The 15,671-nt window shown below is 68.8% G+C and carries 13 protein-coding genes; 9 read left to right on the plus strand and 4 right to left on the minus strand.

Annotated features, from left to right (window positions below; translation table 11 throughout):
• Window positions 1-32: 32 nt before the first annotated feature.
• The 3 genes from CFB50_RS04210 (at window position 33) to CFB50_RS04220 (ending at window position 2,344) form a co-directional block, all read left to right on the plus strand.
• Window positions 33-923 (plus strand): DMT family transporter, encoded by an 891-nt coding sequence (locus CFB50_RS04210; protein WP_089424621.1) that lies wholly within the window; start codon window positions 33-35, stop codon window positions 921-923.
• A 142-nt stretch (window positions 924-1,065) separates the two neighbouring features.
• Window positions 1,066-1,737 (plus strand): hypothetical protein, encoded by a 672-nt coding sequence (locus CFB50_RS04215; RefSeq protein WP_089445027.1) that lies wholly within the window; start codon window positions 1,066-1,068, stop codon window positions 1,735-1,737.
• A 10-nt stretch (window positions 1,738-1,747) separates the two neighbouring features.
• Window positions 1,748-2,344, plus strand: coding sequence for an RES family NAD+ phosphorylase (locus CFB50_RS04220; RefSeq protein WP_089445028.1), 597 nt, complete (start codon window positions 1,748-1,750; stop codon window positions 2,342-2,344).
• Between the two features lie 80 nt (window positions 2,345-2,424).
• On the opposite strand, the gene CFB50_RS04225 is transcribed toward CFB50_RS04220, so the two are convergent.
• Window positions 2,425-3,639 (minus strand): MFS transporter, encoded by a 1,215-nt coding sequence (locus CFB50_RS04225; protein WP_089445029.1) that lies wholly within the window; start codon window positions 3,637-3,639, stop codon window positions 2,425-2,427.
• 336 nt (window positions 3,640-3,975) lie between these two features.
• Between CFB50_RS04225 and xdhA the strand changes: the two genes are divergently transcribed.
• From xdhA to CFB50_RS04245, 4 genes are all read left to right on the plus strand, one after another.
• Complete coding sequence (xdhA, locus tag CFB50_RS04230) at window positions 3,976-5,526, plus strand: xanthine dehydrogenase small subunit (protein WP_089445030.1); 1,551 nt, start codon at window positions 3,976-3,978, stop codon at window positions 5,524-5,526.
• 18 nt (window positions 5,527-5,544) lie between these two features.
• The gene (xdhB, locus tag CFB50_RS04235; protein ID WP_089445031.1) at window positions 5,545-7,908 is read left to right on the plus strand and encodes a xanthine dehydrogenase molybdopterin binding subunit; all 2,364 of its coding nucleotides are present in this window, start codon (window positions 5,545-5,547) and stop codon (window positions 7,906-7,908) included.
• Between the two features lie 84 nt (window positions 7,909-7,992).
• Window positions 7,993-8,610, plus strand: coding sequence for a xanthine dehydrogenase accessory protein XdhC (gene xdhC, locus CFB50_RS04240; RefSeq protein WP_089445032.1), 618 nt, complete (start codon window positions 7,993-7,995; stop codon window positions 8,608-8,610).
• Window positions 8,611-8,698: 88 nt separating this feature from the next.
• Window positions 8,699-9,100 (plus strand): polyketide cyclase, encoded by a 402-nt coding sequence (locus CFB50_RS04245; RefSeq protein WP_089445033.1) that lies wholly within the window; start codon window positions 8,699-8,701, stop codon window positions 9,098-9,100.
• A 34-nt stretch (window positions 9,101-9,134) separates the two neighbouring features.
• Here CFB50_RS04245 and CFB50_RS04250 read toward each other — a convergent pair whose 3' ends face one another.
• The 3 genes from CFB50_RS04250 to CFB50_RS04260 form a co-directional block, all read right to left on the minus strand.
• Complete coding sequence (locus CFB50_RS04250; protein ID WP_089445034.1) at window positions 9,135-10,082, minus strand: LysR family transcriptional regulator; 948 nt, start codon at window positions 10,080-10,082, stop codon at window positions 9,135-9,137.
• Between the two features lie 69 nt (window positions 10,083-10,151).
• Window positions 10,152-10,790 carry a DsbA family protein gene (locus CFB50_RS04255; protein WP_089445035.1) on the minus strand — a complete coding sequence of 213 codons (639 nt, stop codon included), beginning with the start codon at window positions 10,788-10,790 and terminating at the stop codon, window positions 10,152-10,154.
• Between the two features lie 94 nt (window positions 10,791-10,884).
• Entirely contained in the window at window positions 10,885-12,327 is a 1,443-nt protein-coding gene (locus tag CFB50_RS04260; RefSeq protein ID WP_069247276.1) for a TAXI family TRAP transporter solute-binding subunit, read from the minus strand.
• Between the two features lie 439 nt (window positions 12,328-12,766).
• Here CFB50_RS04260 and CFB50_RS04265 point away from each other — a divergent pair, with 439 nt between their 5' ends.
• Together CFB50_RS04265 and CFB50_RS04270 are read left to right on the plus strand one after the other, a co-directional pair.
• The gene (locus tag CFB50_RS04265) at window positions 12,767-13,132 is read left to right on the plus strand and encodes a BON domain-containing protein (RefSeq protein ID WP_089424630.1); all 366 of its coding nucleotides are present in this window, start codon (window positions 12,767-12,769) and stop codon (window positions 13,130-13,132) included.
• 139 nt (window positions 13,133-13,271) lie between these two features.
• Complete coding sequence (locus CFB50_RS04270) at window positions 13,272-15,362, plus strand: D-(-)-3-hydroxybutyrate oligomer hydrolase (RefSeq protein ID WP_089445036.1); 2,091 nt, start codon at window positions 13,272-13,274, stop codon at window positions 15,360-15,362.
• The last annotated feature ends 309 nt before the right edge of the window (window positions 15,363-15,671 follow it).

The following is a 15,671-nucleotide window of genomic DNA, read 5'->3' on the forward strand; positions in this document are numbered from 1 at the left end:
CCGTTTCACCTGCTTTTGGGATCGTTGCCGCCATGAACCTGTCGCTTTATTTCGTCACCGTGCTGATCTGGGGCACCACCTGGATCGCGATCAAATGGCAGCTCGGCGCCGTGCCGCCGCCCGTGTCGATCGCATGGCGCTTCTGGCTCGCGGCCGCCGTGCTGTTCGCGCTGCTGCGCGTGATGCGCCGGCCGGTACGGCCGCCGCGCGAAGCGTGGCGCTTTCTCCTCGCGCAGGGCTTTGCACTGTTCTGCCTGAACTTCCTGTGCTTCTACTACGCGGAACAGGTCGTGCCGAGCGGCCTCGTCGCGGTGATCTTCTCGACCGCGCCGCTGCTGAACTCGATCAACGGCCGGCTGTTCATGGGTCGTCCGCTGCGGCCGTCGGCGATCGCCGGTGCGCTGCTCGGGCTGGCCGGCATCGCGTGCCTGTTCTGGCAGCAGATGGCCGGCCATCTCGACGACCACGCGACGTGGACGGGGCTCGCGATCGCGTTCGCGGGCACGATGTGTTTCTCGATCGGCAACCTGCTGTCGAGCCGGATGCAGTCGATGGGGCTGCACCCGCTCGCGACCAACGGCTGGGCGATGCTGATCGGCGCGGCGATCCTGACCGTCGGCAGCGTGGTGGCCGGGATGCCGTTCACGCTCGACACGAGCCCGCGCTATCTCGGCGCGCTCGTCTACCTGGCCGTGCCCGGCTCGGTGATCGGCTTTACCGCCTATCTGACCCTCGTGGGCCGGATCGGGCCGGAGCGCGCCGCGTACTGCACGGTGCTGTTCCCGATCGTCGCGCTGGCCGTGTCGACGGTGTTCGAGGGCTACCAGTGGTCGCCGCTCGCGGTGGTGGGGCTGCTGCTGGTGGTGGCCGGCAATCTGGTCGCGTTCGACCTGACGCGGCGGTTGTTTTTGCGGACGGCCTGACCGGAAGGCGGTTGTCTGCGGGGGCCCGATGCATCGATCGTCCGCCCGGTGCTGGCAGTCTTGGGTACGCAGAAAAGTTGACTCGGTTGACTTGGTTGCGCGGCTGACCTATCCTTAATCCTAATCGTGAAAGGAGGCGATGATGGGTCGGCATGCGCAAGCGCTCGAGGGCGCCGATGTCATCCTCGATGTGGATACCGAAGTGGCGCTGCGCTGCGCCGTCGGCGCAGCGACCATGCTCGGGCCGGACAAGGCACGCGCATTGCTCGAGCTGTCCGACGCGCAACTGGGCCATCTGTTCAAGGTCGGTATCGCTCAGGTCATCGATCTTGCCGGTGTCGTCACTTTCGGGATCGCCGCCGCGGCGACCCGCGACAGGAAAGCACCCAGCCGCGCGAAGCCGAATCCGAAGCCGGCCGCGTACGAGGGTGCAGTGCTTTCCGAGGTCGAGCGGATTGCGTTGTCCGAGCGGCAGGCGCTGGTTGCCGCCGGCAGGTTGTTGCCGGCCGCCGAACTCTGGGCGGGGCTGGGCATTAGCCGGCAGGCGCTCAACAAGGCGCTCGTGTCGGGGCGCATCTTCACGGTGGACGTCGGGGCCGCGCAATACTATCCGGCCTTCTATCTGGCAGGCGACATCGATCGCAAGACGCTGGGCAAGGTGACGCAGCAACTGGGCAGCCTGCCGGGCTGGAGCAAGTGGCAGTTTTTTACGACACCGAAGGCTTCGCTCGGTAACGTCACGCCGCTGAAAGCATTGTCGCAAGGGCAGGTCGAGCGGGTGGAGCGCGCGGCGGCAGCCTTCGCGGAACGCTAGGAGCGCGCGGTTGACGCTGGCGGCGCCGGGTAGGCATTTCGCGCATGCAACGCTGACGACGAAAGAAGTCGCGCCTGCCACGCTGCTCCGTATTTCACGCTACGACACCGGCGAGCCCTACTTCGGCAGGTCGGGTGGCAACCGGTTCGACGATCCGCGCAAGCGGGGCAGGTTCGGCACCTGCTATTTCGGCTTCGACCTGCATTGCGCGTTTGCCGAGACGGTGCTGCACGACGAAGTCGCGGATCTCGAACTCGGCGGGTTCCCGCTCGTGACGGCGGAGTTGGAGCGCTACGTGCTGTCCTTTACGGGTTCGCCACTGAACGTGGCCGTCCTGCACGGTCTGCCGCTGAAGAATCTTGGCGGAGACGGGTCGCTGTCGACTGTCGTGCCCTACGACATCCCGCAACAATGGTCCGCCGCCGTGCACCGGCACGACCAGCGGGTCGACGGCTTCCTGTACATGTCGAGGCACCTCAACACGTCGGAAGCGCTTGTCCTGTTCGATCGCGCCGCGTTCAAGCTTGAACGCGCGGCTGCAGTGCCGTTTCGCCATCATCCGGAAGCCGCCCGCGTGCTGCGGGAATTCAACGTTCTGCCGCGCTAGTCTGCGCCGCAGCGGCCGGCGGATGGCTGATGTACCCGCCCTTTGCGCCCGGCGGGCTGAGCCCGCCGAACCTTGCTCCGTCAGGCCGCCGCGCCGCTTCCCTCGACCCGCGCCTGCCGCTGGTACAGCACCATCGACAGCGCGACGCCCGCGGCAGCCGCCACCGCCGCGAACAGGAACACCTGCGGATAGCCGAACGCGCCCGCGACATAGCCGGCGAGCGGGCCCGTGATGCCGAGCGACAGGTCGAGGAACACCGAGTACGCGGACAGCGCCGCGCCGCGGCTCGCGGGCGGCACGAGTGCGACGGCCTCGACGCCGAGCGCCGGGAAGATCAGCGCGAAGCCGAAACCCGTCAGCGCGGCGCCGACGAGTGCGATGTGCGGCACTGGCGCGAGCCACAGCAGCAACAGGCCCGAACATTCGAATGCGAACGATACGATTGCGACGCGGAAGCCGCCGTAGGTCTTGATCGTGTTCGCGAACAGCAGGCGTGCGCCGATGAACAGCGTGCCGAATACGGTCAGCGACAGGGCGGCGTTCGGCCAGTGGCGCGCCGCATAGTACAGCGTGACGAAGGTCGCGATCGAGCCGAAGCCGGCCGAGCCGAGCGCGAGGCCGAGGCCGTGCGGCAGTACGCGCGTAAACACGCTTGCGTACGACATCCGTTCGCCGTGCACGAGCGGCACCGAAGCGATCAGGCGTGCGAGGTAGAAGCCGATTGCGGCCAGCGCGATCACGAGCACGCCGATCAGCGCCGGATTCAGCGTATTCGCGATCGCGACGCCGACCGGCGCGCCGAGCGCGAGCGCGCCGTAGGTCGCGATGCCGTTCCACGAGATCACCTTCGCGTTGTGCGTGACGCCGACCCGGCCGATGCCCCACAGGATCGCGCCAGTGCCGCACAGGCTCTCGCCGACGCCGAGGACGAGCCGGCTCGCGACCAGCAGCACGAGGCTCGCGGCCGGCCAGTGCGCGAGCAGCAGCGCGACGAGCAGCAGCACGCCCGACACGCCGCAACCGACCAGCCCGCGGAGCACTGTCTGCTTCGGGCCGAGCGTATCGGCCAGGCGCCCGGCGAGCGGCCGCGACGCGAGCGTCGCGAAATACTGGACGCTGATCGCGCCGCCCGCGACGATCGCGGAAAAGCCGAGGTCGCCGTGGACGAAGCCCGGCAGCACCGCGAGCGGCAGGCCGATGGTCAGGTAGCAGATGAACGTGAAGCAGACAACGGACACGATTTGCAGCGTGACCGCGAACCCGCTGCGCGGCGGTGTGGCGGAATCGGTTGACATGGGGTCGGAACGAATGAACGAGACGGCAGAGGACGGCGAAAAAGGGAATCGGGATTTTCCCATGGAACCGGTTTTCACGCAGGTACCATTTAGTTAATCGCGACCTGTTTTCGACGATCACGGACGGTCGCGGGGGCGCTGGGAAGAGGCTCGGAGCGCCGTGTGGAAAGGGCGTCGGGCGGGCCCGGCGCTCATATCGCGGCAGTTATATGGGCCCCATGCGTGATGGGCTATGGGTTGCGAAATTTGATGGTGATAGCGTGCAAACTGTCAGAAAAACGTCGGTCGAGCGCAAAGCGCGGGCCGCCTTGCCCCCATTTGAAGAACCATCGAGACATGAGTGAGCCGATCCGCTTCTACCATCGTCACGCGATCCGCGAAGTCAGCGGCGCGGACGTTACCCGCACCGTGCTGCAATACCTGCGCGAGGACGCGCATTGCACCGGCACCAAGGAAGGCTGCGCGGAAGGCGACTGCGGCGCGTGCACGGTCGTCGTCGGTGAGCTGACCGATGCCGGCGCGGTCGAGTTCAAGGCCGTCAACGCGTGCATCCAGTTCCTGCCGACGCTGGACGGCAAGGCGCTGCTGACGGTCGAGGACCTGCGCCAGCCGGACGGTGCGCTGCATCCGGTGCAGCAGGCGATGGTCGACTGCCATGGTTCGCAATGCGGGTTCTGCACGCCCGGCTTCGTGATGTCGATGTGGGCGCTGTACGAGAAGCATGGCCACGAAGGCTGCGGCCGTGCCGGCACGTGCGCGAAGGCGAAGGACGTGCCGACGCGCACCGAGATCGCCGATGCGCTGACCGGCAACCTGTGCCGCTGCACCGGCTATCGCCCGATCGTCGATGCGGCCGTTCAGATGTTCGACGCGCCGGCGCCGTCGGCGCCGGTCGACACCGCCGTGCTGGCCCGCACGCTCGCGTCGCTCAAGCGCGACGATACGTTCGACTACACGACGATCAATGGCGCGCGCTTCGCGGCGCCGCGCACGCTCGACGCGCTGGCCGCGCTGAAGGTCGAGCGGCCCGACGCGCGCATTCTCGCGGGCAGCACCGACATCGGCCTGTGGGTCACCAAGCAGATGCGCCGGCTCGACGACCTGATCTACGTCGGCCAGATCGCCGAACTGCAGAACATCGTGCACGGCGACGACTGGATCGAAATCGGGGCTGGCGTGACGGTCGAGAAAGGGTATGCGGCGCTGGCCGGCCAGTATCCGGAACTGACCGAGATGTGGAAGCGCTTCGCGTCGCTGCCGATCCGCAACGCGGGCACGATCGGCGGCAACGTCGCGAACGGCTCGCCGATCGGCGATTCGATGCCGGGCCTGATCGCGCTTGGCGCGCGCGTGGTGCTGCGCGGCGGCGACACGGTGCGCGAGCTGCCGCTCGAGGCGCTGTACACGGGTTACCAGCAGAAGGACATGGCGCCGCACGAATTCGTCGTCGGCCTGAAGGTGCCGACCCGCACCGGCGCGCGCGAGAAGCTGCAGTTCCGCACGTACAAGCTGTCGAAGCGGTTCGACTCCGACATCTCGGCCGTGTGCGCGGCGTTCGCGTTCATCGCGGACGGCGACACGATCCGCGAGCCGCGCATCGCGTTCGGCGGGATGGCCGCGACGCCGAAGCGCGCGACCCAGACGGAAGCCGTGCTCGACGGCGCGCAGTGGCACGAAGCCACTGCGCAGGCGGCGATGCAGGCGCTCGAGCGTGACTACCAGCCGCTGTCCGACATGCGCGCGACGAGCACGTACCGTCTCGATACCGCGAAGAACCTGATGTATCGATTCTGGCTGGAGACGCGCCCGCACGACCCGCTGCCGCCGCAAGCCCTGAATGTGCGTGAAGTGGCCGCCGAACCCGGCACCGACGCGGCGCGCGTCTGAAGACGGAGAACACCGAACATGAACCAGCAAGCAGAACCGTTCCTGAGCACCCTTGACCCGCAAGCCGACGCCGCGCAGGTCCACGTATCGCGCGCGCACGAATCCGCGCACCTGCACGTCAGCGGGCGGGCCACCTACACCGACGACATCCCGATCGTCGCGGGCACGCTGCACGCGGCGCTCGGCCTGTCGGCGAAGCCGCATGCGAAGATCGTGTCGATGAACTTCGACGCGGTGCGCGCGACGCCGGGCGTGGTCGCCGTGTTCACGGCCGACGACATCCCGGGTGTCAACGATTGCGGCCCGATCATCCACGACGACCCGGTGCTCGCGAAGGGCATCGTGCAGTTCGTCGGCCAGCCGATGTTCATCGTCGTCGCGACGTCGCATGAAATCGCGCGGCTCGCCGCGCGCCGCGCGCAGGTCGACTACGAGGAGCTGCCGGCGATCCTCACCGCGCAGGAAGCGCGCGCGGCCGAAACCTACGTGATCCCGCCGCTGAAGCTCGCGCGCGGCGACGCGGCCGCGCGGCTCGCCGTCGCGCCGCACCGCGAGTCGGGCGAAATGCTGCTCGGCGGCCAGGAGCAGTTCTACCTCGAAGGGCAGATCGCGTACGCCGTGCCGAAGGACGACGACGGGATGCACGTGTACTGCTCGACGCAGCACCCGAGCGAGATGCAGCACCTGGTCGCGCACGTGCTCGGCGTCGCGTCGCACAACGTGCTGGTCGAATGCCGCCGGATGGGCGGCGGGTTCGGCGGCAAGGAATCGCAGTCGGGCCTGTTCGCGTGCTGCGCGGCGCTCGCGGCGTGGAAGCTGCTGTGCCCGGTGAAGTTGCGTCCGGACCGTGACGACGACATGATGATCACCGGCAAGCGGCACGATTTCCATTACCGCTTCGACGTCGGCTACGACGACGACGGTCGCATCGACGGTGTCGCGCTCGACATGACGTCGCGCTGCGGTTTCTCGGCCGACCTGTCGGGCCCGGTGATGACGCGCGCGGTGTGCCACTTCGACAACGCGTACTGGCTGGGCGACGTCAACATCGCCGGTTACTGCGGCAAGACCAACACGCAGTCGAACACCGCGTTCCGCGGGTTCGGCGGCCCGCAGGGCGCGTTCGCGATCGAGTACATCCTCGACGACGTCGCGCGTTCGCTCGATCGCGATCCGCTCGACGTCCGCTATGCGAACCTGTACGGCAAGACCGAACGCAACGTCACGCCGTACGGGCAGACGGTCGAGGACAACGTGCTGCAGGAGCTGCTCGGCGAACTCGAAGCGACGAGCGACTACCGTGCGCGGCGTGCCGGCGTGCGCGCATTCAACGCACGCAACACGGTGCTGAAGAAGGGCATCGCGATCACGCCGGTGAAGTTCGGCATTGCGTTCAACGTCACGCACTTCAACCAGGCCGGCGCGCTGGTGCACATCTACACCGACGGCTCGGTGCTCGTGAACCACGGCGGCACGGAGATGGGGCAGGGGCTCAACACGAAGGTCGCTCAGGTCGTCGCGCACGAGCTCGGCATCCGCTTCGGCCGGATCCGCGTGACGGCGACCGACACCAGCAAGGTCGCGAACACGTCCGCGACGGCCGCGTCGACGGGCTCGGACCTGAACGGCAAGGCCGCGCAGGATGCGGCGCGCCAGTTGCGCGAGCGGCTCGCGGTGTTCGCGGCGAAGCAGTTCGGCGACGGCAAGGTCGATGCGGCCGACGTGACGTTCGGCAACGACGTCGTGTGGATCGGCGGCAACGGCGTGCCGTTCGGCGAAGTGATCGCGAAGGCGTACCTCGCGCGCGTGCAGCTGTGGTCCGACGGTTTCTACGCGACGCCGAAGCTGTACTGGGATCAGTCGAAGCTGCAGGGCCGGCCGTTCTACTACTACTCGTACGGCGCGGCCGTGTCGGAAGTCGTGATCGACACGCTGACGGGCGAGATGCGCACACTGCGCGTCGATGCGCTGCACGACGTGGGTGCGTCGCTGAACCCGGCGCTCGACATCGGCCAGGTCGAAGGCGCGTTCATCCAGGGGATGGGCTGGCTCACGACCGAGGAGCTGTGGTGGAACAAGGGCGGCAAGCTGATGACGCATGCGCCGTCCACATACAAGATCCCGACGGTGAACGACACGCCGCCGGAATTCAACGTGCGGCTGTTCAAGAACCGCAACGTCGAGGACAGCATCCACCGCTCGAAGGCCGTCGGCGAGCCGCCGCTGCTGCTGCCGTTCTCGGTGTTCTTCGCGGTGCGCGATGCGGTGGCCGCGGTCGGCGACTACAAGGTGAACCCGCCGCTCGACGCGCCGGCGACCGGCGAGTCGATCCTGCGTGCGGTCAGCGCGGTGCGTGCGGCACGCGCCGGTCAGGCAGGCTGAGATGAAACGCCGCCCGCGCTCACTTCGTTCACGGTCCCCCGTGGGGGCGGTCAGCCTCCTTGGGGCAGCCCGGCGGAGACCGACATGAACGGCCCCGCACGCTCGCTCCGCACCGCGTCGACCCCGGCATTCGCGCCGGGCACCGGCCGGCGCAACCGGGCGACCGGCACGCCGGCGCCGATGCACATCGTGCTGTTCGGCGCCGGGCACGTCGGTCACGCGCTCGTCACGCTGCTCGGCGCGCTGCCGTGCGTCGTGCAGTGGGTCGACACGCGCGACGAGCTGTTCCCGGACGAATGTCCGCCGAACGTGCAGCCGGAGCCGACCGACACGCCGGAGGCCGTGGTCGACGCGGCGCCGCCCGGCGCGTACTTCCTCGTGATGACGCACAACCACGCGCTCGACTTCTCGCTCGCCGCGCAGATCATGCGGCGGCGCGACTACGCGTACTTCGGGATGATCGGCTCGCGCACCAAGCGCGTGAAGTTCGAGCGCCGGCTTGCCGCGCGCGGCGTCGATCCGGCGCGGCTCGTGGAGATGGTGTGCCCGATCGGCGTCGCGGGCATCGTCGACAAGGCGCCGGGCGCGATCGCGGTGGCCGTGTGCGCGGAGCTGTTGCAGGCGCGCTCGGGCATGCCGGTGGCCGACGCGAAGGTGGCCGCATCGGGGCGTGCGCGCGACGACGTGTCCTGCGCGCGGTAGCGCCGCGCGGCCAGCGCAGGGCCGCGCGATTTTGCCTACACTGCACGACGACGCGCGGCATCGGGCCGCGCCTTACCGTGCACGTGCCATGTCCGATCATCAGGTTTATCTCGACGCGCTCGATGCGAGCCTCGTGGCCATCGAACGCTGGCTGTCCGGCGTCGATACCGCACCCGAGGCGCTCGATGCGCTGCTCGCCGCGTTTTCCGCCGAATTCACGATGATCCTGACCGACGGTCGCGTCGTCGATCATGACGGTACGCGCGTGCTGTTCGCGAAGCTCGCCGGCGCGAAGCCGGGGCTGCGCATCACGCTGTCGGACACCCGCGTGCTCACGGCCGACGCGTCGCATGCGACGCTCACCTATCTCGAAGCGCAGCACGCGGCGTCGGGCGAGCTGCCCGCGCGCCGTGCAACCGCCGTGTTCGAGCGCGACGTGGCGGGCGTCGTGCGCTGGGCCCATCTGCAGGAAACCTTCTGCACGGCCTGAGCTTGAGCGGCTGCGCCGTGTTTCGTGCCGCGGCTCAGCGCTTGCGGCTGCGGGGAACCGTCAGTTCGTCGGACACGCTTTGCATCAGCGCGCACAGCCACGCGATGTCGGTCGGGCGGTCGGGCTGCGGATGCGTGAGCAGGTAGCTCTTGATGCGCGGGAACGGCACGGGCGGCGTGACGACCACGAGCGGCAGCAACTGCGCATAGTGCGTCGCGAAGCGGCGCGTCGTCGTGAAGATCAGGTCCGACTGCAGCAGTACCTGCGGCACGATTCCGAAGTAGGGCAGCGTCGTCACGATGCGCCGCGTGAGGCGCGCGCGTGTCAGGCCGATCTCGATCGCGTTGCGCTTGTCGCCGGTGTACGGCGTCGGCGCGACGTGCGCGGCCGACGCGTACGCTTCGCGCGTGAGCGGCTCGCGTGCGAGCGGGTGCGCATCGCGCATCAGGCACACGATCGTATCGGAGAACAGGTCCTGGCGCGCGAACTGCGGGTCGGGCTTCGGCCAGTTGCCGATCACGAGATCGAGCGCGCCCGATTCGAGCGCGCCCGCGTGATCGAGTGCGGGATTCAGCGAATCGATTTCCAGATGGGCATGCGGCGCCGCGTCGCGAAAGCGCTCGATCAGCGTCGGCATGAAGAAATCGTTCAGGTAATCGGGCGCGGCGACGCGGAACGTGCGCCGCGCGGACGACGGATCGAAATCGCCGTGCGGCGTCGCGATGAAGTCGACCTCGCGCAGCGCGCGCTGCGCGGCCTCGAGCAGCGACGCGCCGTATTCGGTCGGCACCATCCCGGATTTGCCGCGCACGAGGATCGGGTCGTTCAGCGTCTCGCGCAGCTTGCGCAGCGCGGTGCTGATCGCGGGCTGGGTCTGGTTCAGCCGCAGCGCGGCCTGCGTGACGCTGCGCTCGAGCAGCAGCGTGCGCAACACGCGCACGAGCCAGATGTCGAGCGAGGCGGTACGGTCGTCTTCTTCCATCGATTCGGGGCGATTCCGGTGACGCGTAACCTTACCGCAGCCGCGCGTTGGCGTGCGTGATACCGGCCATCACACGCGGCCCTTCGGCAGCGCGCTGATCCGCTTGACCTCGCGCGATTCGAGCCAGTTCGGCGTGCGCGCACAGTACAGCACCATCGGCAGCGCGTCCTCGCCCCAGAACAGCTGCTGGTTCATCCAGAACGTCGGCACGCCGAACACGCCGAGCGCGATCGCGTCGGCGTTGTTGCGGGCCAGTTGCGCGGTGGTCTCCTCGAACTCGATCAACTCGTCGCCGTGGCCGACGCCGACGCGCTCGCACAGTGCCGCGAAGCCTTCCGGCGTCGACGGGTCGTTGCCGTCGTGCCAGATGAAGCGGAACATTTCCAGCACGGTTGCGATGTCGGCGCGCAGCGCGATCGCGAGGCGCAGCACCTTGTCGGAATCGAACGGATGGGCGGGCGGCATCTTGAAGCGGATGCCGAGCTGCTCGGCGCGAAACAATGCGTGACGGTACGTGAACACGCGCTTGGCGGGCACGTCCGCGCTCGGGCGTTGCCCCCAGTGGCGCTGCAGGTGGGGCAGCGACACCGCGACGGGCTCGAACGGCACGTCCGGCCATTTGTCGAGCTGTTCGAGGAGCAGGTAGGAGAACGGCGACACGAAGTCGTAGAACCAGGCGGGTTGGGCGGTATCGAGGCCGGTTGTCATGGCGATCTCCAGAAGGTGGGGCGTGCGGCGCCTGGCGGCGGCCTCCATGTTACGCGGCGGCGCGCGCATGCAGCAATGATCGCGGATCGTCCGCTCACGCGGAACCGGGAGTCGCCCGAGGGGGCGTGCCGGCCGGCGGCGCGGCCTCGGCACGTGCCTGCGGCGGGCCGCCGGCGCCCGGCGGGCCGGCCGGCGTGTCCTGGTCGTGCGCGGTGAGCCGTTCGCGCACGAAGCCGATGTGCTCGCGCAGCACGTAGAACTGCCCGGCATAAGCCAGCGGCATCTTCATCCGGTTGACGGCTTCCTCGATGTCGTCGAGCTCGTCGAGCAACTGCACGCGCTCCTCGGCCGTGTGCTCGCCGAGCGCGCGGCGCTCGAGCGCGATCAGCGCGCCGTACCAGCGGTAGATGCGCGAGCGCACGCGCCAGCCGTACAGCGACGGCACGAGCCGCAGCCCGGGGATCAGCACGACGATCAGCGGCACGACCACGACGAGCAGCCGGTCGACGAGGCTCGCGACCCAGAACGGCAGCCGCCGGTACAGGAAGGTCTTGCCTGACTTGTAGTAGCGCGCGGCGTCGTCGGAGAGCGGGAACCCGCGCGTGACGGGCGACGGGAATTCGCCCGCGTGCTGCAGGATCGTCGCGTGGCCGTGCACCTCGCGCGCGGCCTCGATCAGCAGGTCGGACAACGCGGGGTGCAGCGAGTCGCGCGCGACGAGTTCGATGGTCGGCGCGACCGTGTGGATGTCGGCGGGCGGCAGGTTCCGGCCGAGATCGTAGACCCCCATCGGCAGCGTGATCGCGGTCAGGTACGGAAAGCGCCGCGCGTACGCCTCGGCCTGCGTGAACGAATACACGTGCACGCCCGGCGCGCGGAACAGTTTCGCCATCACCGGGATCTGCGTCGAGTCGCCGGACAGGAACGCCGCGTCGATCTTGCCGTCGAGCAGCGCGGTGGCCGCGTCCTCGCCGGCGGTCGGCAGCAGCTCGGTCGAGCCGCCCGGCACGATGCCGTTCATCTTCAGCAGCGCGAGGCTCAGCTCGCGCGCGCCGCTGCCTTCCGCGCCGAGCGCGAGCCGCTTGCCCTTGAAGTCGGACAGGCGCGCGACGACCGGGCCGCGATACATGATCGCGAGCGGCACGTAGCCGATGCTGCCGAGCGACACGAGGTGTTCGTCGCGCTCCTTCGGGCCGATGCCGCTCTGCACGAAGCCGACGTCGACCGGCGCGTTCGGGTTCGACAGCCGCGCGAGGTTCTGGGCGGACCCTTCGGATGACTGGACGTCGAGCGTGACGCCGTTCTTCGCGAGGATCGTCTTGTATTTCTGCGCGGCGTTCCAGTACGTGCTGCCGGGCGGCCCGGACGAGATCACGAGCGTGGACGGCGGTGCCGGCTGGATCAGCTTGACCGCGAGCCAGACGGCCGCGCCGGCGAGCAGCACGGTAGGGCCGATCGACAGCGCGAGGTCGCGCCACGACACCGCGACGAAGCGGGCGAGGATGCGGCGAGGCGGGCGAGGGCGGGCTGGCTTCATGGGGGCGGCGGATGACGCTGGCGTGACGTATCGGTGACGATCGGACGGTTGTCATGGACGACGCCGATGCTCGCGGCGATGGTACCCGGTTTCGCCGGGCGTGCGCGAGTGGGGGCGGCCTGGCGCGGCCCCGTGGCGACAGTGGCGGGCGCCCCTGCGTCAAAAGCTTTGCGCTTCCGCGGGCGCTGGATTACATTGTGCGACGCAGCCGCGCCCGATTTGCGCGCGACCCGGCACCCAATGAGACCGGGCGCGTTCGGCCGGCGGCTGTCCGGCCCGGCCGGCCCGCTTTCGCGTGCGCCTGCCGCCAGCCCGTCTCGCCTCTCTCGTATCGCCGTGGAAAACACCGGCTGTCCCGCCCGTTCGCGCGCGGGCCGGCTGTTTTTGGGGGTAATCGGCCGTACTGTGCACGGCCGTTCCGGAGTGATAAGGAGATAGCATGAAGTCGATCGTGTTGAGAGCGTTGGGTGTCGCCGCCGTGGCGGCCTGTCTGTCGGGCAGCGTGTATGCGCAGTCGAGCGATGCCGCGGCAACGGAAGCGCCCGCGGCCGCGACCAGCGCGCCGAAGGCCGCCGCGAAGACCGCGAAGAAGGCGAACCGCAAGCTTGGCTACGCGGTGCGCAAGGCCATTACGAAGGCGGGCGGCATCGACGTGGCGAACATCGTCGTGCGCTCGAAGGGCGGCGCGATCACGCTGGAGGGCACGGTGCCCGACCAGGCCCAGATCGACAAGGCGGAAGAGGCGGCGAAGGGCGTGAGCGGCGTGACGTCGGTGTCGAACAAGCTGACGGTTCAGCAGCAGTAACGCCGGGCAGCGGCGCGTGAGCGCCGCATGCGCCCGTTTTCAGGCGGGCCCCGGCATGCCGGGGCCCGTTTGCGCTTCAGCGGCCGACAGTCGCGCGCGGCGCGGCGGCGGACCGATAACGATATCGGAGGGGGCGGCGATGACGAAGCTCGGGTGGGGCAGGCGGGTGGTGTGGGGCGCGGCGCTGGCCGCGGTCGCGATACTCGGCGCCTGTAACGGCGACGAGTCGGCCGAGCGCAACCGGTTGCCCGGTTTCGTGTCCGGCAGCGTGCGCACGACGGCCTATGACGGCGCGAGCGACGACCTGCTGACGGCGGGCCTCGGCAAGACGGGCCTCGGCTCGGCGAGCGCCCCCGGCTTTGCGAATGCCGCCCGGCCGACGAGCGCCGAGCTGCGGCGTCTCGCGATCTGGTCGAACTACCGCGCGCTCGTCGACATGAGCGCCAACGGCGGCTACGGCCGCTTCTGGGGGCCGAACGTCGACCTCGACGGCAACGACACGCTCGGCGAAGGCAAGATTCCCGGCACCGAATATCTCGCGTACGCCGACGACGGCAGCGGCAGCAAGAACGTCACGCTGCTCGTGCAGGTGCCCGCCAGCTTCAATCCCGCGCAGCCGTGCATCGTCACCGCGACGTCGTCCGGCTCGCGCGGCGTGTACGGCGCGATTTCCGCGGCCGGCGAATGGGCGCTCAAGCGCGGCTGCGCGGTCGCCTACAACGACAAGGGCGGCGGCAACGGCGCGCACGAGCTGATGTCGGACACCATCACGCTGATCGACGGCACGCTCGCCAACGCGGTGCTGGCCGGCACCGCGAGCCTGTTCACCGCGAACGTCACCAGCGGCGATCTCGCCGCGTTCAATTCCCGCTTCCCGAACCGCTATGCGTTCAAGCACGCGCATTCGCAGCAGAATCCCGAGCAGGACTGGGGGCGCGTGACACTGCAGTCGGTCGAGTTCGCGTACTGGGCGCTCAACGAGCAGTTCGGACCGCCGATCGACGGCTCGCATCACGGCGTGCGCTATCGCGCGGGCGACATCACGACGATCGCCGCGTCGGTCAGCAACGGCGGCGGCGCGTCGCTCGCGGCGGCCGAACAGGACAACCGCGGCTGGATCACCGCGGTCGTGGTCGGCGAGCCGCAGATCAACGTGCGGATGGCGCCGAACGCGGTCGTGCGCTCGGGCGGCCAGCCCGTGCCGTCGTTCGGCCGGCCGCTGGCCGACTACGCGACGCTCGCGAACCTGCTGGAGCCGTGCGCGGCCGCGTCGGCGTCGCTTGCCGACGCGCCGTACCTGAGCGCGCTGCCGGCGGCGACCACGCAGTCGATCCGCACCCAGCGCTGCGCGACGCTCGCCGCGGCCGGGCTCGTGTCGGGCGCCGATACGCAAAGCCAGGCCGCCGACGCGCTCGCGCAGCTCCACGCGGCCGGCTACCTCGCCGATTCCGACCTGCTGCAGGCGCCGATGTGGGATTCGCAGGCGATTCCGGCGATCGCGGTCACCTATGCGAACGCGTACACGCGCTCGCGCGTCACCGACAACCTGTGCAATTTCAGCTTCGCGACGACGAACCCGGCGACGGGCGCCGTCGTCGCGCCCGCCACGTCGCCGATGCCCGCCGTGTTCGGCGTCGGCAACGGCGTGCCGCCGACGGCGGGCATCAACCTCGTGTTCAACACGGGCGCGGGCGTCGATCACCGGCTCGCGACGCCCGATGCAAGCTTCGCGGGCGCGCTGTGCCTGCGCCAGCTCTGGACGAACGGGATGCTCGGCATGCCCGCGAACGTCGACGCGGTGCGCGTGAACGCGAACCTGCAGGGCAAGCCGGCGATCATCGTGCAGGGCCGCAGCGACGCGCTCGTGCCCGTGAACCACGCGTCGCGCGCGTACGTCGCGCAGAACGGCATCAGCGAAGGCGCGCGCAGCCAGCTCGTGTTCTACGAGGTGACGAACGGCCAGCACTTCGACGCGTTCCTGCCGGTGCCGGGCTTCGACACGCGCTTCGTGCCGGTTCATTACTACAACCTGCAGGCGCTGAACCTGATGTGGAAGCACCTGAAGAGCGGCGCGCCGCTGCCGCCGTCGCAGGTGATCCGCACGGTGCCGCGCGGCGGCACGCCGGGCGCCGCGCCCGCGCTGACGAGCGCGAACCTGCCGCCGATCTCGGCCGCGCCGGGCGCGAACGCGATTCCCGTCGGCGCCGGCGCGATCGACGTGCCGCTCTGACGGCGAGCGTCGTACCGCCCTCGCGAAGCCGGACAGTCGTCCGGCTTTTTCTTTTTGGGGGCTCTGGAATCGGTCCCGAACTGCCTTTTATCGGAATGGCGAGCGCCGTAACAAATTATTACTTTACGGCGATAAATCGGGACCCTAATATGCGCCGGTATTTTCACTTAATTTAATAAATTCCAGATACGAGAATATTCCTTTCCGTTTAGTTAATCGATCCTTTCGATTTTATTAAATCGGCTCGAGTCGCGATTGATCGTCGTTTTGCGATTAATCGGCATCTCGTCGAGGGGGATTGTTCGTCTG

It is taken from the genome of Burkholderia sp. AU33423 (genome assembly GCF_002223135.1).
In the GTDB taxonomy this organism is placed as follows: domain Bacteria; phylum Pseudomonadota; class Gammaproteobacteria; order Burkholderiales; family Burkholderiaceae; genus Burkholderia; species Burkholderia lata_D.